Source organism: Pseudomonas sp. TE3552, from assembly GCF_056278945.1.
On record NZ_JBWBQJ010000001.1, the window covers coordinates 727,149 to 748,512 of the forward strand.

13 protein-coding genes and 1 pseudogene are annotated in these 21,364 nt (G+C 59.1%); 8 read left to right on the plus strand and 6 right to left on the minus strand.

All coding sequences use genetic code 11. The annotated features are described in order from the left end of the window. Positions 1–150: 150 nt before the first annotated feature. The 3 genes from ngg to mnmC form a co-directional block, all read right to left on the minus strand. Positions 151–1,896, minus strand: a complete 1,746-nt coding sequence (ngg, locus tag ACZ9BB_RS03215) for an N-acetylglutaminylglutamine synthetase (RefSeq protein WP_476212506.1) — start codon at positions 1,894–1,896, stop codon at positions 151–153. A gap of 3 nt (positions 1,897–1,899) precedes the next feature. Continuing rightward, the gene (locus ACZ9BB_RS03220) at positions 1,900–3,672 is read right to left on the minus strand and encodes an N-acetylglutaminylglutamine amidotransferase (RefSeq protein WP_476212507.1); all 1,773 of its coding nucleotides are present in this window, start codon (positions 3,670–3,672) and stop codon (positions 1,900–1,902) included. A gap of 123 nt (positions 3,673–3,795) precedes the next feature. After that, positions 3,796–5,778 carry a bifunctional tRNA (5-methylaminomethyl-2-thiouridine)(34)-methyltransferase MnmC2/FAD-dependent 5-carboxymethylaminomethyl-2-thiouridine(34) oxidoreductase MnmC1 gene (mnmC, locus tag ACZ9BB_RS03225; RefSeq protein ID WP_476212508.1) on the minus strand — a complete coding sequence of 661 codons (1,983 nt, stop codon included), beginning with the start codon at positions 5,776–5,778 and terminating at the stop codon, positions 3,796–3,798. 323 nt (positions 5,779–6,101) lie between these two features. On the opposite strand from mnmC, the gene pap reads away from it, so the two are divergent. Together pap and ACZ9BB_RS03235 are read left to right on the plus strand one after the other, a co-directional pair. Beyond that, positions 6,102–7,625 carry a polyphosphate:AMP phosphotransferase gene (gene pap / locus ACZ9BB_RS03230; protein WP_476212509.1) on the plus strand — a complete coding sequence of 508 codons (1,524 nt, stop codon included), beginning with the start codon at positions 6,102–6,104 and terminating at the stop codon, positions 7,623–7,625. A gap of 105 nt (positions 7,626–7,730) precedes the next feature. Then, on the plus strand, positions 7,731–8,915 hold the full coding sequence (locus ACZ9BB_RS03235; protein ID WP_476212510.1) for a thiolase family protein: 1,185 nt from the start codon (positions 7,731–7,733) through the stop codon (positions 8,913–8,915). Between the two features lie 137 nt (positions 8,916–9,052). On the opposite strand, the gene ACZ9BB_RS03240 is transcribed toward ACZ9BB_RS03235, so the two are convergent. Continuing rightward, complete coding sequence (locus ACZ9BB_RS03240) at positions 9,053–9,247, minus strand: DUF6316 family protein (RefSeq protein WP_476212511.1); 195 nt, start codon at positions 9,245–9,247, stop codon at positions 9,053–9,055. A 209-nt stretch (positions 9,248–9,456) separates the two neighbouring features. On the opposite strand from ACZ9BB_RS03240, the gene ACZ9BB_RS03245 reads away from it, so the two are divergent. Then, positions 9,457–10,419 carry a DMT family transporter gene (locus tag ACZ9BB_RS03245; RefSeq protein WP_476212512.1) on the plus strand — a complete coding sequence of 321 codons (963 nt, stop codon included), beginning with the start codon at positions 9,457–9,459 and terminating at the stop codon, positions 10,417–10,419. A gap of 125 nt (positions 10,420–10,544) precedes the next feature. On the opposite strand, the gene ACZ9BB_RS03250 is transcribed toward ACZ9BB_RS03245, so the two are convergent. Continuing rightward, on the minus strand, positions 10,545–11,939 hold the full coding sequence (locus tag ACZ9BB_RS03250) for a class II fumarate hydratase (RefSeq protein WP_476212513.1): 1,395 nt from the start codon (positions 11,937–11,939) through the stop codon (positions 10,545–10,547). A 192-nt stretch (positions 11,940–12,131) separates the two neighbouring features. On the opposite strand from ACZ9BB_RS03250, the gene ACZ9BB_RS03255 reads away from it, so the two are divergent. From ACZ9BB_RS03255 to ACZ9BB_RS03275, 5 genes and pseudogenes are all read left to right on the plus strand, one after another. Then, positions 12,132–12,656 (plus strand): DUF2059 domain-containing protein, encoded by a 525-nt coding sequence (locus ACZ9BB_RS03255; protein WP_223483719.1) that lies wholly within the window; start codon positions 12,132–12,134, stop codon positions 12,654–12,656. 12 nt (positions 12,657–12,668) lie between these two features. Next, the gene (locus ACZ9BB_RS03260) at positions 12,669–12,965 is read left to right on the plus strand and encodes a BolA family protein (RefSeq protein ID WP_476212514.1); all 297 of its coding nucleotides are present in this window, start codon (positions 12,669–12,671) and stop codon (positions 12,963–12,965) included. A 299-nt stretch (positions 12,966–13,264) separates the two neighbouring features. Continuing rightward, positions 13,265–14,206 (plus strand): oxygen-dependent tRNA uridine(34) hydroxylase TrhO, encoded by a 942-nt coding sequence (trhO, locus tag ACZ9BB_RS03265; RefSeq protein ID WP_476212515.1) that lies wholly within the window; start codon positions 13,265–13,267, stop codon positions 14,204–14,206. A gap of 3 nt (positions 14,207–14,209) precedes the next feature. Further along, positions 14,210–14,848 carry a DsbA family protein gene (locus tag ACZ9BB_RS03270; protein ID WP_476212516.1) on the plus strand — a complete coding sequence of 213 codons (639 nt, stop codon included), beginning with the start codon at positions 14,210–14,212 and terminating at the stop codon, positions 14,846–14,848. Then, positions 14,841–16,659, plus strand: a pseudogene (locus ACZ9BB_RS03275) (ABC transporter ATP-binding protein). The gene ACZ9BB_RS03270 and the pseudogene ACZ9BB_RS03275 overlap by 8 nt, the downstream one beginning before the upstream one ends. A gap of 12 nt (positions 16,660–16,671) precedes the next feature. On the opposite strand, the gene ACZ9BB_RS03280 reads toward ACZ9BB_RS03275, so the two are convergent. Beyond that, a complete protein-coding gene (locus tag ACZ9BB_RS03280) occupies positions 16,672–21,345 on the minus strand; it encodes a hypothetical protein (RefSeq protein ID WP_476212517.1) in 4,674 nt (1,557 codons plus the stop codon). Positions 21,346–21,364: the final 19 nt, after the last annotated feature.

The following is a 21,364-nucleotide window of genomic DNA, read 5'->3' on the forward strand; positions in this document are numbered from 1 at the left end:
TGGATTGAGAGCATCGATGGTTTCGATGATGAAAAGAGTGTGTGATCTGTCAGGGCCCTATCGCGAGCAGGCTCGCTCCCACAGGGGAATGCGGTCAAATGTGGGAGCGAGCCTGCTCGCGATGGCGATGGCACAGCCGACACATCAATGTCAAACCACCGGCTGACTGTGCGCAAACAACAAATCCACAAACCGCTCGGCCGTCGGTTGCGGTTCATGGTTGGCCAGGCCTGCGCGTTCATTGGCTTCGATAAACACATACTCCGGCTGGTCGGCGGCCGGCACCATCAGGTCGAGCCCGACCATTGGAATATCCAGCGCCCGCGCTGCACGCACTGCCGCATCCACCAAGGTCGGATGCAGAATCGCCGTGACATCCTCAAGAATGCCGCCGGTATGAAGATTCGCCGTGCGCCGCACGAACAAGTGCTCACCCGCCGGCAGAATGCTGCTGTAGTCATAACCCGCCGCCTGCAAGGTGCGCTGGGTCTCGTGGTCCAGCGGTATTTTGCTTTCACCGCTGGTCGCCGCCTGGCGTCGACGGCTCTGGGCCTCGATCAGCGCACCGATGGAATGCTGACCATCGCCCACCACTTCCGCCGGCCGGCGAATGGCGGCGGCGACTACCTCGAAACCGATCACCAGAACCCGCAGGTCTAAGCCTTCGTGGAAGCTTTCCAGCAGTACTCGGCTGTCGAATGTGCGGGCGTTTTCGATGGCCTGCCGGACCTCTTCGAGGGTGCGTAAATCCACCGCCACCCCTTGGCCCTGTTCACCGTTCAGCGGTTTGACCACCACCCGTTGGTGCTCGTCGAGAAACGCCAGATTGTCGTCCGGGCTCCCCGCCAGTTGTTGGGCTGGCAGTTCAAGGCCGGCGTTTTTCAGCACCTTGTGAGTCAGGCTCTTGTCCTGACACAAGGTCATGCTGATGGCGCTCGTCAGATCGCTCAGGGATTCGCGGCAACGCACCCGGCGACTGCCGTGAATCAAGGTAAACAGGCCCGCTTGGGCGTCATCCACCTGCACTTCAATACCGCGACGATGAGCTTCCTCGACGATGATTCGAGCATAGGGATTGAACTCGGCTTGCGGGCCGGGACCGAGAAACAAGGGTTGGTTGATGCCGTTCTTGCGCTTGATGGCGAATGTCGACAAATTGCGAAAGCCAAGCTTGGCGTAAAGACTTTTCGCCTGACGGTTGTCGTGCAGCACTGACAGGTCCAGGTAACTCAGCCCCCGACTCATGAAGTGTTCGACCAGGTGCCGCACCAGCACTTCACCGACGCCTGGGCGCGAACATTGTGGATCGACCGCCAGGCACCACAGGCTGCTGCCGTTTTCCGGGTCGTTGAAGGCCTTGTGATGATTCAGGCCCATGACGCTGCCGATGATTGCGCCGCTGTCTTCATCTTCGGCCAGCCAGTAAACCGGGCCGCCCTGGTGATGGGGTGTCAGCAAGTGTGCATCGATCGGCAGCATTCCGCGCGCCTGGTACAACTGATTGATCGCCTGCCAGTCCGCCTCGCTTTGCGCTCGGCGGATGCGGAAACCACGGAACACCCGGGTGGCCTGGCGGTAATCGCTGAACCACAGGCGCAAGGTGTCGGACGGGTCGAGAAACAGCTGGGCCGGCTCCAGCCCCAGCACTTGCTGGGGCGCGGCGACGTACAAGGCGATGTCCCGCTCGCCGGGCTGCTCATTGAGCAACTCCTGGGCGAGGCTCGCCGCGTCGGGAAAGGTATGGCCGATCAGCAACCGGCCCCAGCCGCAATGTACGGCAATCGGCGCGGCGCCCAATTCACTGCCGTCTTCGGCCAGGCGCGCCTGCAAGCGTTCGTAGGAGGGCGCCTGACCGCGCAACAAGCGTTGGCTGTAAGCCGTGGCGTGGGTTTTCATCGATCAGATTCCTTGTTCGCTGAGCCACAGGTTCAGGGCCGCCAGTTGCCACAGCCTGGAGCCGCGCAACGGGGTCAGTTGACCTTGTGGATCGGTCAGCAGGCGGTCGAGCATGGCGGGGTTGAACAGGCCACGATCCTGACTTGGATCGAGCAGCAGTTCGCGCACCCAGTTCAGCGTATCGCCCTGTAAATGCTTGAGGCCGGGGACCGGGAAGTAACCCTTTTTGCGGTCGATCACTTCACTCGGAATGACCAATCGTGCCGCTTCTTTCAGGACTTGCTTGCCGCCATCCGGCAGTTTGAATTTGCCCGGCACCCGCGCCGACAATTCCACTAGGCGATAGTCCAGAAACGGCGTACGCGCTTCCAGGCCCCAGGCCATGGTCATGTTGTCGACCCGTTTCACCGGGTCGTCCACCAGCATCACGGTGCTGTCCAGGCGCAGGGCTTTGTCCACCGCAGCATCGGCGCCGGGTTGGGCGAAATGTTCCTTCACGAAGTCGCCGGCCGCGTCGTTGGCCGTCAGCCATTTCGGCTGCACCGTGGCGGCGTAGTCGGCGTAGCTGCAGTCGAAAAACGCATCGCGGTAAGCTGCGAGCGGATCGTTCGCGCCGTCTACCTGCGGATACCAGTGATAACCGGCGAACAACTCGTCCGCGCCCTGGCCGCTTTGCACCACCTTGCAGTGCCTGGCCACTTCACGCGACAGCAGGTAGAAGGCGATGCAGTCATGGCTGACCATTGGCTCGCTCATGGCGCGGAACGCCGCAGGCAGTTGCTCGATGATCTCTTTTTCGTCGATGCGCAGTTGATGGTGCTGCGTGCCGTAGTGTTTGGCGATCAGGTCCGAGTACTGGAACTCGTCACCGCGCTCGCCGCCGGCATCCTGAAAACCGATGGAAAAGGTCGACAAGTCTTCGACGCCGACTTCGCGTAACAACCCCACCAACAGACTCGAATCGACGCCACCGGACAGCAGCACACCAACATCCACCGCCGCTCGTTGACGGATGGCCACCGCTTCACGGGTGCTGTCGAGCACACGGTCGCGCCAGTCTTCGAGGGTCAGATTCAGTTCGTCGGCGTGTGGGCCGTAGGGCAGGGTCCACCAGGTTTTCTGCTCGGTGGTGCCGTCCGCTTCGATGCGCATCCAGCTCGCCGGGGGCAGTTTTTCGATGCCCGCCAGCAAGGTGCGTGGGGCCGGAACCACTGCGTGGAAGTTCAGGTAATGATTGAGCGCCACCGGATCGAGAATCGGGTTGATGTCGCCGCCCTTGAGCAATGCCGGCAGGGCCGAGGCAAAGCGCAGGCGCTGGCCGGTGCGCGACAGGTACAGCGGCTTCACGCCGAGACGGTCGCGGGCGATGAACAGACGCTGGGCGTCGCGCTCCCAGATGGCGAAGGCGAACATGCCGTTGAGCTTGGGCAGCAATGCTTCGCCCCAGGCGTGATAACCCTTGAGCAGCACTTCGGTGTCGCCATCGGAGTAGAAGGCGTAGCCGAGGCTTTCCAGCTCGGTTCGCAGTTCCGGGAAGTTGTAGATCGCGCCGTTGAAGGCCAGGGACAGGCCCAGTTGGTTGTCGATCATCGGCTGCGCCGAGCCGTCCGACAGGTCCATGATTTTCAGGCGCCGATGGCCCAGGGCAATCGGCCCCTGGCTGTGGAAACCCCATGCGTCAGGGCCGCGAGGGGCCAGGTGATGGGTGATTCGTTCAATGGCTGCGAGGTCCGCAGGTTGATGGTCGAAACGTAATTCTCCAGCTAATCCGCACATAAGTCCTTACCGGTTTTTCCGTTGGGGAGGGTCAATCGATACCTCGCCAAAAACGGCGGGTACCCGGAAACTGACCCAGCTGAACCCCTGGAGTTTTAGACCGATGAGTTATAAGGCTGCGCGTCAGGCTTTTCCGCGGATCAATTGGCGCAAGGCAAAACGGTTGGGATGGCAGGCTTCGGCCACGGTTCTGGGCAAGGGCAGGGGCTCGTTTTCAAGCCATGCGGCCAATAGCTCGCCAGACAATGGCGCGGTGATCAAGCCACGAGAGCCGTGACCGCTGTTGATGTAAAGCCCATCGAGCCACGGGCAGGGAATATCCGGCACTTGCCGGGCATCTTTGCTTAGCGCGGCATAGGCATCGGCGAAGGCGGCCTGTTCGGCCAGTGGTCCGACGATCGGCAGGTAATCCGGGCTGGTGCAGCGGAAGGCCGCACGCCCTTCAAGCTGCTGCGGGTCCAGGTCTTGCACATGCAGACGGGTGACCAGGTCAGCGGAAATCTCCTCGAGCAACGCCAGGTTGCCAAGGTGTTCGGCGACCGTCGGAGCCAGGTCATCGCTTTTGAAATCGAAGCTGGCGCCGAGGGTGTGTTCGCCCAGACGCGCGGGTGCCACATAACCTTCGGCGCAGACCACGGTCGCCAGGCTCTGGCTTTCAGGGGTTTGCGCCAGTCGGGTGATCTGGCCGCGAATGCGTTTGAGGGGCAGGTCGGCGCTGTATGGAAAACGCTTGATCTCGGCGGCGCCGGCCAGAATCACCACGGGCGCGCTGGCCAGCAGTGCATCGCCGTCCCAGGCCTGCCACTGATCGTCGACCTTGCGCAGTTCCAGTACCTCGCGATGGGGCAGCCACTGGATATTCGCCGAGGACGCTTGCCACTGGCACAACGCGGGCGGATGAACCCAGCCGCCTTTAGGGAAGAACAAACCGCCGTGCTCCAGTTCGATGCCGGCCCGGGCCTGTGCTTGGGGTTGGTCGAGCAGGTCTACCAGGTCTGGCGAAAAGGCTGCGGCCAATTGCACTTGACGCTCGGCCTCCTTGGCGTTGAAAGCCAGTTGCAAGACCCCGCAATCGTCCCAGTCGACGCCACGCTGCAGCTGTTCCAGCAGACGCCGGGTGTAGCCAAAACCGCTGACGATCAATTGCGACAACGCCGTGCCATGGGCCGAAAGCTTGAGGTACAGCACGCCCTGAGGATTGCCCGAGGCTTCCTGCGCCAATGCTTCGTGGCGCTCCAGCAGGCTCACCTGCCAACCCCGTGCGGCGAGGCTGGCGGCGCTGGCACAGCCGGCCAGCCCGGCGCCGATCACCAGGGCGCGGCGTTCGCCGGTCAGTGGTTGTGGGCGAGCGAACCATGGTTTGGCCACGGCCGGCGGTGCTGTGTCTTCAGGCCAGCCGAGGAACGTACCCCGCAGGATTTCCCACTTGTGGCCGATGCCGGGCGTGCGTTTCATCTTGAAGCCCGCCGCGTTCAGCAGGCGGCGCACCCAGCCGGTACTGGTGAAGGTGCTGATGGTCGAGCCGGGTGCCGCCAGGCGCGCCAGTTCGGCAAACAACTCGGCGGTCCACATATCGGGGTTTTTCGCCGGGGCGAAACCGTCGAGAAACCAGGCGTCGATCTGCGCATCCAGGTGTGGCAATTGCTCCAGCGCATCGCCGATCAGCAGGGTCAGGGTGACGCGGCCGTTGCCCAGCACCAGGCGCTGAAAGCCTTGATGAATGGCCACATATTGCGCCAGCAGTTGATCGGCAAACGGCTTGAGCTGCGGCCATAACGCCAGGGCCCGTTGCAGGTCGGAAGCGCTCAGCGGGTACTTTTCGACGCTGACAAAATGCAGCCGCGCGCCAGCCACCGCGTGCTGTTCGAACAACTGCCAGGCACAGAGAAAATTCAACCCGGTGCCAAAACCGGTTTCGCCAATCACCAGTCGACCGCTTGCCGGCAATGCGGCGAAGCGCTCGCGCAAATCGTTTTGCTCCAGAAACACATAACGGGTTTCTTCAAGGCCCGACAGGTCGGAAAAATACACATCATCGAACACCCGCGAATGCGGGCGACCTTGGTCGTCCCAGTCGAGCTGGGCGTGGGGCAATACAGGTTTCATGGCAGGCTCGGCAACGGCAAGGCGGCCATTCTAGCCGATCGCCGTGGCCGTGCTTGATCCATGGCAAGTGCCACATTGGGTGTGTCAGGGAAAATCGTCGCTTTTGTGGCGAGGGAGCTTGCTCCCGCTCGGGTGCGAAGCAGCCGCAAGCTGGTTGCCTATGTACCACTGGAGTGCGGGGTTGCCGATGTCGGGACGGCTTCGCCGTCCAGCGGGAGCAAGCTCCCTCGCCACAGGGGGTTGTATCCGCTTCAAAGATTGATTTGTCCTACACATGGGTAGTCAATCCGCTAGTCTTGCTCAATCCTGGAAGGAGCTGCCATATGTTCGAATCCGCCGAAATCGGTCATGCCATCGACAAAGAAACCTATGACGCCGAAGTGCCGGCCCTGCGTGAAGCCTTGCTCGAAGCGCAGTTCGAACTTCGGCAGCAACACCGCTTTCCGGTGATCATTTTGATCAACGGCATCGAAGGGGCGGGCAAGGGCGAGACGGTCAAATTGCTCAATGAATGGATGGACCCGCGTCTGATCGAGGTCCGCACCTTCGACCAGCAGACCGACGAAGAGCTGGCGCGACCGCCGGCGTGGCGCTACTGGCGGATGCTCCCGGCCAAGGGCCGCATGGGGATTTTCTTCGGTAACTGGTATAGCCAGATGCTGCAAGGACGGGTTCATGGCTTGTTCAAGGATCCGCGACTCGATCAAAGCATCAACGGGGCCGAGCGGTTGGAGAAAATGCTGTGCGACGAAGGCGCGCTGATCTTCAAATTCTGGTTTCACCTCTCCAAAAAACAAATGAAAGCGCGGCTCAAAGCGCTGGCCGACGACCCGTTGCACAGTTGGCGCATCAGCCCGCTCGACTGGCAACAATCCGAGACCTACGACAAATTCGTCAAGTACGGCGAACGGGTGCTGCGCCGCACCAGTCGCGACTATGCGCCGTGGCATGTGATCGCCGGCGTGGATGCGCATTATCGGAGCCTGGCGGTCGGCAAGATCTTGCTCGACGGCCTGCAAAGCGCGCTGAAGCGACCCAGAATTCACCCGGACAAAGTCAGTGCCGCGCCCTTGTCCCCCAGCGTCGATCAGGTGAATTTGCTCGATAGCCTGGACATGACCCTGAGCCTGGACAAGGACGATTACGAAGAACAGCTGATTACCGAACAGGCACGGTTTTCCGGGCTGATGCGCGACAAACGCATGCGTCGCCACGCCTTGATCGCGGTGTTCGAAGGCAACGATGCGGCCGGCAAGGGCGGGGCGATTCGTCGAGTGGCCGCGGCGCTCGATCCACGCCAGTACAACATCGTGCCGATCGCCGCGCCCACCGAGGAAGAACGGGCGCAGCCTTACCTCTGGCGGTTCTGGCGGCATATTCCGGCGCGGGGCAAATTCACTGTGTTCGACCGCTCCTGGTACGGCCGGGTGTTGGTGGAGCGCATTGAAGGTTATTGCAGCAAGGCGGATTGGTTGCGCGCCTACAGTGAGATCAACGACTTCGAAGAGCAGATCGGCGATGCCGGAGTGATCGTGGTCAAGTTCTGGCTGGCCATCGACAAGCAGACCCAACTGGAGCGCTTCCAGGAGCGCGAAGAGATCCCCTTCAAACGCTTCAAGATTACTGAAGACGACTGGCGCAATCGCGACAAATGGGACGACTACCGCACCGCCGTCGGCGATATGGTCGATCGCACCAGCACCGAGGTATCGCCCTGGACGTTGGTGGAAGCCAATGACAAGCGCTGGGCGCGGGTCAAGGTCCTGCGCACCCTCAACCAGGCGCTGGAGGAAGCGTTCGAAAAGTCCGACAAGCGCGAGAAGAAGCTGCAAAAACGCAAGCGCTGAACCGATGGTTGCGCATACGCGAGGTGAATGATTGTCGCGGTCGGTAATGAGTGAGGCTTATGCTCGGCCTAACTCCTGACTGACAACAACAATGAGGTGTATGCCATGCGTGAAGTGGTGATCGTCGACAGCGTGCGGACCGGCCTGGCCAAATCCTTTCGCGGCAAGTTCAACATGACCCGTCCGGACGACATGGCGGCCCACTGTGTAAACGCGCTGCTCACACGCAATGACGTCGACCCGTCCAGCGTCGAGGATTGCATCGTCGGCGCCGGCTCCAACGAAGGCGCCCAGGGCTTCAACATCGGTCGCAACGTCGCGGTGCTGTCGCATCTGGGCATCGGCACGGGTGGCATGACCCTTAACCGTTTTTGTTCGTCGGGCTTGCAGGCCATCGCCATTGCCGCCAACCAGATCGCCTCGGGGTGCAGTGACATCATCGTCGCCGGCGGTGTCGAGTCGATCAGCCTGACCATGAAAAGCGTCAACACCGACAACCTGATCAACCCGCTGCTGAAAGAGCAGGTGCCGGGCATCTATTTCCCCATGGGCCAGACCGCTGAAATCGTCGCGCGTCGTTACAACGTCAGCCGCGAAGAACAGGATCTTTACGCCCTGCAAAGCCAGCAACGTACTGCTCTGGCGCAGGCCGCCGGCTTGTTCAACGATGAAATCGTGCCGATGGCGGTGAAGTATCGCGTTGAAGACAAGGCCACCGGTCAGGTGCAAATCCTCGACGGCATCGTTGACCACGACGACTGCAACCGCCCCGACACCACGCTGCAAAGCCTGGCCGGGTTGAAGCCGGTGTTTGCCGAAGACGGCTCGGTGACCGCCGGCAACTCGTCGCAACTGTCCGATGGCGCTTCGATGACCCTGGTGATGAGCCTGGAAAAAGCCCTGGCGCTGGGACTCAAGCCCAAAGCCTTGTTTCGCGGTTTCGCCGTGGCCGGGTGCCAGCCGGACGAAATGGGCATCGGCCCGGTGTTCTCGGTGCCGAAGCTGCTCAAGGCCAAGGGGTTGCAGATTGCCGACATTGATCTGTGGGAACTCAACGAAGCGTTCGCCTCGCAATGCCTGTACAGCCGTAATCGGCTGGAAATCGACAACGACAAGTACAACGTCAATGGCGGTTCGATTTCCATTGGCCATCCGTTCGGCATGACCGGTTCGCGTCAGGTCGGGCACATCGTGCGTGAGCTGCAGCGGCGTAACCTGCGCTACGGCATCGTCACCATGTGCGTGGGGGGCGGGATGGGGGCTACGGGGTTGTTTGAGGCGGTGCGGTAAGTATTCTGGTTATGTAGTGACTGTTGCATTGCTATCGCGGGCAAGCCCACTCCCACAGTGTTTAGCGGCGATCACAAATACGGCGAACGCCACAAACCCTGTGGGAGCGGGCTTGCCCGCGATGCAGGCGATGCGATTTACGAGTTCATCCGCAAAAACTGCATCCGCTCGATATAAGCCTGAATCTCTTTCTCAGCCGTCGCCGCGTTATCGAACGGCCCCTCCAGCGTCTGTTCCCGGGTGGTGAAGTACAACTCCCCATTCACACGACACAACCGGTCGCAACGAAAGTGGGTGGCGGGGGCGTTGTCCTCAGCGCGCATGCCGTACATGGCGTTCTCCTGCGGATGTTTACTGTTGTCAGGTTCAATGAGCTTATGCATGAACCACTTGCCGCGCCTGGTCAGCTGATCGACGGCATTGCGCCAAGTTGATGATGCGACCTGCACAGTTTCATTCGCGGCCCGTCGGCAACTGTCCCTGTGTCGTGCCCCGGTCTGAGCCTAGAATGACCGTTTCGCCAACGGGCTTCGGGGTCAGCATGCATATTTCATCGGGTCGCTGGGTGTACGGTTTGTTCCTGGCCTTGCTGACCGCGTTGCTGTGGGGAGTCTTGCCGATCAAGCTCAAGCAAGTACTGCTGGTGATGGACCCGGTGACGGTGACCTGGTTTCGCCTATTGGTGTCCGGCGGTTGCCTGTTCGTGTATCTGGCGGCGACAAAACGCCTGCCGAGTCACAAAGCCCTCGGCCCACGCGGTGGCTGGCTGGTGTTGATGGCGGTACTCGGCCTGGTCGGCAACTACGTGCTGTACCTGATGGGCCTGAACCTGCTCAGCCCCGGCACCGCGCAACTGGTGGTGCAGATGGGCCCGATCATGTTGCTGATCGCCAGTCTGTTCGTATTCAAGGAGCGGTTCAGCGTGGGGCAGGGGATTGGCCTGTTGGTGCTGCTGATCGGCTTTGCGCTGTTTTTCAATCAGCGCTTGAGTGAGTTGCTCACCTCCCTGACCGATTACACCGCGGGTGTGCTGATGGTGTTGTTGGCGTCCACGGTCTGGACCTTCTATGCCTTGGGCCAGAAGCAATTGCTCACGGTGTGGAATTCGTTGCAGGTGATGATGGTGATTTACCTGTTCTGCGCGTTGTTGCTGACGCCATGGGTGCATCCGCTGGAAGCGCTGCAATTGAGCCCGCTGCAAGGCTGGCTGCTACTGGCGTGCTGTTTGAACACCCTGATCGCTTATGGCGCCTTCGCCGAAGCCCTGGCCCATTGGGAAGCCTCGCGGGTCAGCGCAACGCTGGCGATCACGCCGCTGGTGACCTTTGCCGCCGTGGCCATGGCCGCCTGGTTATGGCCGGAGTATGTGCAGGCCGAGCAGATCAATGGTCTGGGGTATGGCGGGGCGGTGCTGGTGGTGCTCGGATCGGCACTGGTGGCGTTGGGGCCGTCGTTGATGGCCGGGCTCAGGGCTCGGCGGGTGCGGATGGCAGTCACACGGTAGACCGCGTTATCGTTCTTCGCGGGCAAGCCTCGCTCCTACGGGATTTGCGTCGATATTCAGGATCGACACATGATCTGTAGGAGCGAGGCTTGCCCGCGAAGACTGACTGTCAGCCACCGCAAGTCTCAGCCCTTGGCTCCCGCCTCCAGCATATTCTCCGGCCTCACCCACGCATCGAACTGTTCATTGGTCAGATACCCCAACTTCAACGCGGCCTCACGCAGGGTCAGCCCCTCGCTGTACGCCTTCTTGGCAATCTCCGCCGACTTGTCGTAGCCGATGTGCGGATTCAGTGCCGTCACCAGCATCAAGCCTTGTTCCAGATGCTCGGCCATTTTTTCCGCATCCGGTTCCAGCCCGGCGATGCAATGCTGCTGGAAGTTGCTGCAGCCATCGCCCAGCAAGCGGATCGATTGCAGCAGGTTGTGGATGATCACCGGTTTGAACACGTTCAATTGCAGGTGTCCCTGACTGGCCGCAAAACCGATGGCGACGTCATTGCCCAATACCTGACAAGCCAGCATCGACAGAGCTTCGCATTGGGTCGGGTTGACCTTACCGGGCATGATCGAACTGCCCGGTTCGTTGGCCGGCAGTTTCACTTCGGCAAACCCGGCACGTGGTCCGGAGCCCAGCAGGCGCAGGTCGTTGGCAATTTTCATCAGGGTCACGGCGAGGGTTTTCAATGCGCCAGAGAGGGTGACCAACGGCTCGTGACCGGCCAGGGCGGCGAATTTGTTATGAGCGGTAACGAACGGCAGGCCGGAGAGGGCGGCCAACTCGGCGGCGATTGCTTCGCCAAAACCGTGGGGCGAGTTCAACCCGGTGCCGACCGCAGTGCCGCCCTGCGCCAGTTCGCAGACGGCCGGCAGCGCGCTGCGGATCGCCCGTTCGGCGTAATCGAGTTGCGCGATGAACGCCGAGATTTCCTGGCCGAAGGTGATCGGCGTCGCGTCCATCATGTGGGTGCGACCGGTCTTGACCAGTTTCATGTGCCGCGCGGACAGCTCCGCCAAACCGCCAGACAACTCACTGATCGCCGGCAGCAGATGCTGCTGCACCGCCTGCGCCGTCGCGATGTGCATGGCCGTGGGGAAGCAGTCGTTGGAACTCTGGGAGCGATTGACGTGATCGTTGGGATGCACCGGGGTCTTGCCACCGCGCGGGTTGCCGGCCAGTTCGTTGGCGCGACCGGCGATCACTTCGTTGACGTTCATGTTGCTCTGGGTGCCGCTGCCGGTCTGCCAGACCACCAGCGGGAACTGGTCGTCGTGGTCGCCGTCGAGTACTTCGTCGGCGGCCTGTTCGATCAGGCGGGCGATGTCGGCGGGCAGGTCGCCATTGCGATCATTGACGCGCGCCGCGGCTTTCTTGATCAGGGCCAGGGCGTGCAGCACCGCTAGCGGCATGCGTTCGTTGCCAATGGCGAAGTTGATCAGCGAGCGTTGCGTCTGAGCGCCCCAGTAAGCGTCATCCGGGACTTCTACCTGACCCAGACTGTCGGTTTCGATACGGCTCATCATGCACACTCCTGTAGGTCTGATAGCGCAGTTTAGGCCGTGATCGCCGGTCGTGGTTCCATCAGTCTGGAATTTGACCGTTCGACCCCTCTAAATCAGGCGCGACAGGGCTTGGGGTTGAGCGACACACTTTTTTAGGTGCAGAATGGTCACCCTTGAGGTTTTACCTCGCCTGCTAGAAAAGGAAACTCGATGACTCGTCTTCGTGCCATCTGTACCGCGGTTGCACTGGTTTGCGCCAGCGGCCAGGTTTTTGCCGATACCGCCAGCCACAACGCCAGTGCCGAAGCTTTCCTGACCCTGGCGCACGCTGACAAATTGGGCACTCCGGTGTACATGCAAGTGCAGCAAATGTTCGCTCAGCGCTTTGAACAGACCAAAGCCCCTGAATCGAAAAAAGCCTTGCTGGAAACTTACCAGGCCAAAGCCAACGCCGCTCTGGACGCAGCCATTGGCTGGAACAAGCTGAAGCCGGACATGGTCAAGCTCTACACCACCAACTTCAGCGAATCCGAGCTCAAGGATCTGGTTGCGTTCTACCAGTCGCCACTGGGCAAGAAAGTCCTGGAAAAAATGCCACAGCTGACTCAGCAATCGGCCCAGATGACTCAAGCCAAGCTGGAAAGCGCGGTGCCTGTGGTCAACAAACTGCTGGCTGACATGACGGCCGAGCTGACGCCCAAAGATGCGGCCGCTCCAGCCAAGAAAAAGCCTTAAGCGGAGTTCGGGATGACCATGCAACAACGCATCGAATCGACGCTGGGGCTACTACAGCCCGAGCATCTGCAAGTGCTGGATGAAAGCCACATGCACAGCCGTGGGTTGCAGACCCACTTCAAGGCTGTGGTGGTGAGCCGGCAGTTCGAAGGCCTCAACCGTGTCAAGCGCCACCAGAAGGTGTACGGCACTTTGGGCGAGCTGATGGGCGAGTTCCATGCGTTGGCGCTGCATACCTACACACCGCAAGAATGGGCACAGATCGACGCGGCCCCGGCCTCGCCGACCTGTGCTGGCGGCAGTCATTGATCTGATGGTCCGGGGCTGTTGTGGCGAGGGGGCTTGCCCCCGTTCGGCTGCGAAGCAGTCGTAAAACCGGCACGCTCGGTTTGTCTGATACACCGAGGTGGCGTCTGTTTTTAGGGGCCGCTTCGCGCCCCAACGGGGGCAAGCCCCCTCGCCACAAGCAAGCTCCCTCGCCACAAAGGCATCTCGCAGTCCTAAAATCACACCGTTTTTGCTAGAATCCGCAACGCGCCGCTCACCCGGCGCGTTTTTTTTCGCATCCGGTTCACCCCTTACGAGGGTAGCCACCTGGAGAATTACCCATGACACAACAGATTGTCGTGGCGGCACTGTATAAGTTCGTCACCCTGGAAAACTACGTTGAGCTGCGCGAGCCGCTGCTGCAAGCGATGGTCGACAACGGCATCAAAGGCACCCTGCTGATCGCCGAAGAAGGCATCAACGGCACCGTGTCCGGCAGCCGCGAAGGCATTGACGGGCTGATGGCCTGGCTCAAGAACGACCCGCGCATGGACGACATCGACCACAAAGAGTCGTACTGCGACGAGCAGCCGTTCTACCGCACCAAAGTCAAACTCAAGAAAGAAATCGTCACCTTGGGCGTTGAAGGCGTGGACCCGAACAAAAAGGTCGGCACCTATGTGGATCCGCAGAACTGGAACGCGCTGATCAGCGATCCCGAAGTGCTGCTGATCGACACCCGCAACGACTACGAAGTCTCGATCGGTACCTTCGAAGGCGCCATCGATCCGAAGACCACCAGTTTTCGCGAATTCCCCGATTACATCAAAGCCAACTTCGACCCGGCCGTGCACAAGAAGGTCGCGATGTTCTGCACCGGCGGCATTCGCTGCGAAAAGGCTTCGAGCTACATGCTCAGCCAGGGTTTCGATGAGGTCTATCACCTCAAGGGCGGCATCCTGAAGTACCTCGAAGAGGTACCGCGGGAAGAAACCAAATGGCAGGGCGACTGCTTCGTGTTCGATAACCGCGTGACCGTGCGTCACGATCTCAGCGAAGGCGACTACGATCAATGTCATGCCTGTCGTACGCCTGTCAGCGTCGAAGACCGCGCGTCCGAGCACTATGTGGCCGGCATCAGTTGCCCGCATTGCTGGGATAAGCTGAGCGAGAAAACCCGTCGCAGTGCCATCGACCGGCAGAAGCAGATCGAACTGGCCAAGGCGCGCAACCTGCCGCACCCGATCGGTTACAACTACAAGCAAACTCCTTCCGAGGCTTGAACCATGTCTGTACGTCGCCTGCTCTATGTGATGGACCCGATGTGTTCCTGGTGCTGGGGCTTTGCGCCAGTGGCCAACGCGCTGGTCGAGCAGGCGCAGGCGGCGGGTGTGGAATTGCATCTGGTCGTCGGCGGTTTACGTACCGGCAGCGGCTCAGCATTGGAGCCGACCACCCGGCGCTACATCCTTGAGCACTGGCAGGCGGTCACCGAGGCCACTGGCCAGCCGTTCAAGTTCGAAGGCGCGTTGCCCGATGGGTTTGTCTACGACACCGAGCCCGCCTGTCGGGCGCTGGTGACGGCGCGCAGCCTGGCGCCGGACTGCGCCTGGAAACTGCTCGGGCTGATCCAGCATGCGTTCTATGCCGATGGGCGTGATGTCACCCGCGCCAGCGTGTTGGTGGAACTGGCAGAACAGGCTGGGTTGCCGCGCATCGAGTTCGCCGCCGCCTTCGACCGTGCCGATCAGCACGCCGCCACCGCTGCCGATTTCACCTGGGTTCAGGACCTGGGCATTGCCGGTTTCCCGACCTTGCTGGCAGAGCGTGATGGTCAATTGGCGTTGCTGACCAATGGGTATCAGCCTCTGAGTGTGTTGGCACCGTTGCTCGGCCGCTGGCTGGAGCGCGCTGCCTGTGCATGATCTGCCCGACGACGTTCCAGCCCCTGCACGTGTCGACCGCCTGAGCTGGGCGGAAATCCGTCGCCTGGCCCTTCACCATAAAAAATCCCTGTGGATCGCCAACGGCGTAGCGGTATTGGCAACGCTGTGCAGTGTGCCTATCCCGTTGCTGTTGCCGTTGCTGGTGGACGAAGTGCTGCTGGGCCACGGTGATGCCGCGCTGAAACTGATGAACCACGCACTGCCCGACGCCTGGCAGAAAGCCGCGGGCTACATCGGTCTGATGTTGCTGGTGACCCTGACGCTGCGCTGTGCCGCGTTGCTGTTCAACGTGGTACAGGCGAAATTGTTTGCGGCCTTGGCCAAGGACATCGTGTATCGGATTCGGGTACGGTTGATCGAACGGCTCAAGCGCATCTCGCTGGGGGAATACGAAAGCCTGGGCAGCGGCACGGTGACCACGCACCTGGTCACTGACCTGGACACCCTGGACAAATTCGTCGGCGAAACCCTCAGTCGTTTCCTCGTGGCCCATGCTGACACTGGTGGGCACCGCGTCGATCCTGATGTGGATGCACTGGAAACTCGCGCTGCTGATTCTGCTGTTCAATCCGCTGGTGATCTACGCCACGGTGCAGTTGGGCAAGCGGGTCAAGCACCTGAAGAAACTCGAGAACGACAGCACCTCGCGCTTCACCCAGGCCTTGACCGAAACCCTGGATGCCATCCAGGAAGTGCGCGCCGGTAACCGTCAGGGCTTTTTCCTCGGACGGTTGGGCCAACGAGCGCGTGAAGTGCGCGATTACGCCGTGAGTTCACAGTGGAAAACCGATGCATCGAACCGTGCCAGCGGTTTGCTGTTCCAGTTCGGCATCGATATTTTCCGCGCTGCGGCGATGCTCACTGTGCTGTTTTCCGACCTGTCCATCGGCCAGATGCTGGCCGTGTTCAGCTACCTGTGGTTCATGATCGGCCCGGTGGAACAACTGCTCAACTTGCAGTACGCCTTCTACGCCGCCGGCGGTGCGCTGTCGCGGATCAACGAATTGCTGGCCCGTGCCGACGAGCCGCAATACACCGCCAGTGTCGATCCGTTTCAGGGGCGCGACACGGTGGGCATCGAAGTTCAAGGGCTGAGTTTCGGCTACGGCGACGAGTTGGTGCTGAACCAAATGAACCTGTCGATTGCCCCCGGTGAAAAAGTCGCGATTGTCGGCGCCAGTGGCGGTGGCAAAAGCACCCTGGTGCAGTTGCTGCTGGGCTTGTACACGCCGCTGGCCGGAACCATCCGCTTTGGCGGTTCAACTCAGCAAGAGATCGGCCTGGAAACCGTGCGTGAAAATGTCGCCGTGGTCTTGCAGCACCCGGCGCTGTTCAACGACACCGTGCGGGCCAACCTGACCATGGGGCGCGAACGCAGTGACGAAGCCTGCTGGCAGGCACTGGAAATTGCTCAACTGCACCACACGGTGCGTGAAATGCCCAAAGGTCTGGACAGCATTGTCGGACGTTCCGGTGTGCGTTTGTCCGGTGGGCAGCGTCAACGCCTGGCGATTGCACGAATGGTGCTGGCCGAACCCAAAGTGGTAATCCTCGACGAGGCCACGTCCGCCCTGGACGCGGCCACTGAATACAACCTGCACCAGGCGCTGGCGCGGTTCTTGAGCCACCGCACCACGTTGATCATTGCGCACCGGTTGTCGGCCGTGAAGCAGGCTGACCGAGTGCTGGTGTTCGACGGCGGCCAGGTTGCCGAGGATGGCGACCATCAGCAATTGATTGCCGATGGTGGTTTGTACGCCAAGCTTTATGGGCATTTGCAGCAGCACTGATCACGCTGGTGCTTACTTCCAGATGACGTCCAGTGCATTGGGGCTACCGTCATAGCCGAATTGTTTCATCACAACCGAACATGAATCGCATGGCGCCATGGTGGTGGCGATCGTGATGGATTCAAGATCCTTGGGGTCAGGGTATTTGCCTCGTATGACACTGATGAGTTTGCTCTCGGTGTCCAACGAGGTGGGACGAGACGTGAGCGCAGGTGTGTATGTTTCAATATTGGCGATGGTGTGGGGGATTGCCTGCAGCTTGCCTTCGGGCGTTACGCTAAGTGCCGTCTCCGGGAAGGGGGTTCCACGATCGATGTTGAAGTAACGGGTGTTGCCGACTATTACCTCGTTCGTAGTTCTGTTTTTGGCAAACAACGGCAGAAAACCGGTATCACCTTGTTGGCCGGAAACGCTGACATATACCTCACGCACCCCTGCCTTGGTCTTGATCTCGGCGAACGCAATGTTCCTGGGGTTGTGCACAGGACGGCGTTTTTTTGCGCTGATCAGGCGTTGCAGCTGCATCATCGTGTCATCGATTTTCAATGCTTTAGGTTCCGCGTGAGTCGATGGACCGACGGTTATGACTTCTTTCTCGAACAAGTTGTTGAAAATTTCTGCGGTTGTTTCACGCACACTGTCAGGTGCGGTCTTGGACGACGACCAGGTTGCTGCCCCATCGTTGGAGCTGCGCACAATCATTCTTGTGGAATGATCGAACAGCGCCGCTTCCCCCGGGCTGGTATCAACCTTGAGCAATTTGAGTGTATCGGGCGGGTTGGCATGGCTACCGATCGAAATGGCGATGTCATCCATGGCTTTCAATGCTCGCTCGACCGATGCCTGACCATGGATTCTGACCATGTTGTTGGCATTCAGGGAACCGGTGTACACCACCAGTAACTCGTTTTTCAGTTCGACGGAAAGGGTGTCGGCCTTCTTGAACGTCAGCATGCCGTGCACGCTCTGTCCTTTTATGCGCTCGGCAACGTAAAAGTCCCCCGCATTCAGGCGCATGAAAACGTAGTGCTTTGATTCATCCATTGCCTCGACGATGATGGCACCTACGCGAAAATTATCGATAAGCGCTTGCCCGGATACGGGCACGCTAGCCATGACCCGTCCATAAATACCTTTCTGGAACTCCAGCGTGGCCTTGAGGGATAAGTGGGTGGCGATAGAGGCGGTTCGCATCGGCGTCCTGCCGGTAGCGGGGGTATAAATGACGTCTCCGAACCACGGGGCCCAGTCTTTGGTGTCATCGAAGCTACCGATGTCAGGGGTGGGGGCGGGATCGCCAATGACATAGCTTGTTTCACACTCGGAACCGGGTGCGCGACGCACTCTGCAGGAAATTGCCTTGTATGCGTCATCGACATCGATCAGGTCAGCTCGGCGCAACGTGTCGTCCGTCAATCGGTAAGGCACGTCATCGATGAATAGCGTCGTCCGGCCATCGACTTCAAGCACCTCCCGAACCCGGCTGTTTTCGGAGAGCTCGACAAGGACGTGGTCGTTGGTCTTTTCCAGGGGGCTGTAGTGGGATCGCCCCAATGAAAGGTCACCGGAGCCAGTGGTTAGCGAGGGGCCATAGGGTTTGGACGACAATGGGTCAACAGCGTGATAACCCGGAGTGCTGATCGAGCCTGTACTGCGCACCTGGACATCATCGATCCCTTTGACGCTGGCCAGCTCATCGCCACTGACCCACGGTCTCCATTGAACAGGGTCGGTCACCTGAGGCATCCCTTTTATAAAGTCGTAATGATCTGCGGTACCGGCCACTGTCTTCAGTTTGAAGAGGCCTTTGCTTCCCAATCTGAACATTCCGCGTCCTGTTGATTTGAGCAGGGAGGGAATACCGTCCAGCGGATTGAGGTTTTTCAGACTCGACCTGAGGAGTTTTCCTGAAATTTTCGAGAATGAGGGAAGGGTGGCGCGGATGCCGACCTTGCCGGTCGAAGCAGCCAGCCTTATCGAACCTGCTGCAAACTTCCCGAGTGGGATCGCGAATGAAACCACATCGACGATCAGGCCCAGAACACCCAGGAGCCGTGTGCCGACAGAGTCTGATTTCAGATCCTCGATGCTGCCCCAGAAGGGCACAAAGGTTTTGAAGAATTCGAGCCAGTGTTTGGGACTGCTTTGACGGTCGAATTCCGTTTCACCCAAAGCGGCGATACGAAGCAGTTTTTCATCAACGAAGAATAGATTCGTTGATATGAAAGAGGCAATTTGCGTGGCGCGTGGTGACGATAAAGTCAGGAGGGCTTCGTCATCGTCGTTCGCGGCAGGGCGGCTGAGCGTTTCGCCCAATTGATCGATGATGGCTTCGAATGTCGCCCCGGTTTTTGGAGCCGAGCCTGTTTTATGAGCATCCCAATCCAATGGCAAGCTCATGCTGCGTACCGCAACAAACGAATTTACCCGGGAGCGAAATATCATTTTGAGAAAGGCTTTTTTATGTATTTCTCCGCGCATCAAACGAGTGAGGTCCGGGCGAGGGCGAACCACGCCGGCACGGGGTAAGAGTTCATAGTGGGAAACGGCGCCGTCATGGGTGGCTTGCAGAATTAATCCCATTCGAGCCCTGAGAGGTAGCGTTATTGCAGCGGTTTCGTCTTTAGCGGCCACATCAACGGTTTCCTCTCTCAGGGTGTAGACCTTCACTTCACCCTGTTCCAGTGCGCGACGATCGGCCCAGGGCAGCGAAACAAGTTGGCTTTTGATCAAGGTTTCATAAGCGCTTTTACTTGGATCGAGGTAGTTCTTGAATTCAGCCTCGAACAAGGGGGCTATGTTGGGCAGTAGCTTGCCTATTGGAAAGTAAACACGTGGCGGTTCATTAAACCCCCAATCACTGTCAGCCTGAATTGTGCGTTCTGCCGAGAGGCTGATCCAACGGGTGCTTCTTGTTTTGCCATCCTGAGTGGTGACAATCCATTTTTTGTTGGTATGAAATTTCCCGGAGGCGTACACCTCATGGAAATTGTAGGCCTGATCCGGCATGGTCAAGCGGGGGGTATCTATAATGTTACGTTTTTGGCGACCTGATGAGTATTTATCGGCCTCTATCAACTTGCGGCCATCAGTTATGAATGCCTTGCTTCCAAATATTTTTGCCATTTCACGCTTGGCTATCAGCAGTCGTTCAGGTGGATCGATATCCAACAGAGTAATCGCTTTGTTCAAATCAACGATGAGCTGGTCAAGGGCCGTTATCGAACGTTGAATTTCTTCCTCTGTATAGTCCGCATCGTTTCTTTGAAGAATGATGTCGTTTGCCAGGGCCCACTCCAGCGTCGGGGGAATCCTCGCAAGGGCAATGAGTTCGAGTTGCTCTTCGGATGCGTTTGCACTTTGCTGGATTGGAAAATCGACCAGTTGCTGAAAGGTCATTCGCTGCAATAAACCTGGATCAATGGCTTGGGCCAGATTGACGCCATGCACGAAGTTCACCCACACCACAGAACTCCTGTAAGAAAGGTCGGGTGGAATATCACTTACCGAAAAATCCATGGGAAACTGCGGTTGAAAAAGGCGTGCGGCCAGAGTTGACTCCTTGATTGAGCCGGCTCGCTTTGTGGTGAACAGATGCGACTCGAACTCGGCCCGGATCGCCTGGTAGCTTCGTCCCCAGTTGGTTGGTTTTTGCCAACGATAGCCAGCAATAACGTCTGGATTTTCACTTGTCGGAGCCGCTAGCCAGAGGCGGAGGGCCTTGGCTACCAACTTGATTCGTATCCCCGGCGCAGTTTCTTCACCGGGTTTACCGCCGTACCACTCCAGCGCTTGCAGCAGCCTGTTTGCCAGTTCCTGGGCTTCGGCCGATCTCAGGATTTTTTCCAGGTACACCGTCGGTGTTGCACGAATTTGTTCGATGGTCAGCGTGCCAAGAACGGTTCTCCCGAGATAACCCAGCAACGACGTTTGCGGCTCAGGCAGAAACTGTCGAGTAACGTCGATGATCTGCGAATTGGTGACTTTGGAAACAAACGCCTCAATCGACATCGAATATGACGGCAGATTTTTTCGCACGGCTCTATAGGCCTTTAGCTCTTTTGAGGTCGGTGCTCGAGTCAGTCTGTCGATATCTATCCCGCGCTCAAGCTCGAGTGAGTGGCGGGCGCGCTTTTCTTCCAGGGCATGGATCGCCGCCTGATGTTCAGTGGCATTTTTCGGGTCCCATGGGGCAATACCGTAATACAGAGCCATTCTGGGAATACTGAAGAGACTGTCGAAGCGAATCTGTCCGCCTAATGTCTGGGCGGCTTTATCGATTATCGCGACCCAGTTGCTCCACTTTGGCTGACCCTTCAGTTCAAGGGGGACTGTTGTGGCCCTGTCCAGACTGCGCGTTTCATAGACGCCACGACCATCTTTTATAGTGACCGTCAAATAGCTGTATGACGCCTTTAGTTTTTTGCACAGTACCCGGTAGTCCTCGTCTTTAATAAGTGCTTGTAAGGCCCTTTGTCCAATCTCATTGTCCAGCGCCATGGGAGAGAGCGAGCGTGGTTTGATCAGCGTATCTGCAAGAGAGTCTGGCGATGTTTCAGTGTTACCCATTAACGACAGCAGAATGTCGTAGTCGTCCAGCAGGCCTTGATATCGCTGTGCATAGGAAGACGATTGGCTTTGCGTAACATCCGACGATTCATTGAGGGCGGGAAGAGCTGTTTGCATGTTTATTTTTCTCGGTAGT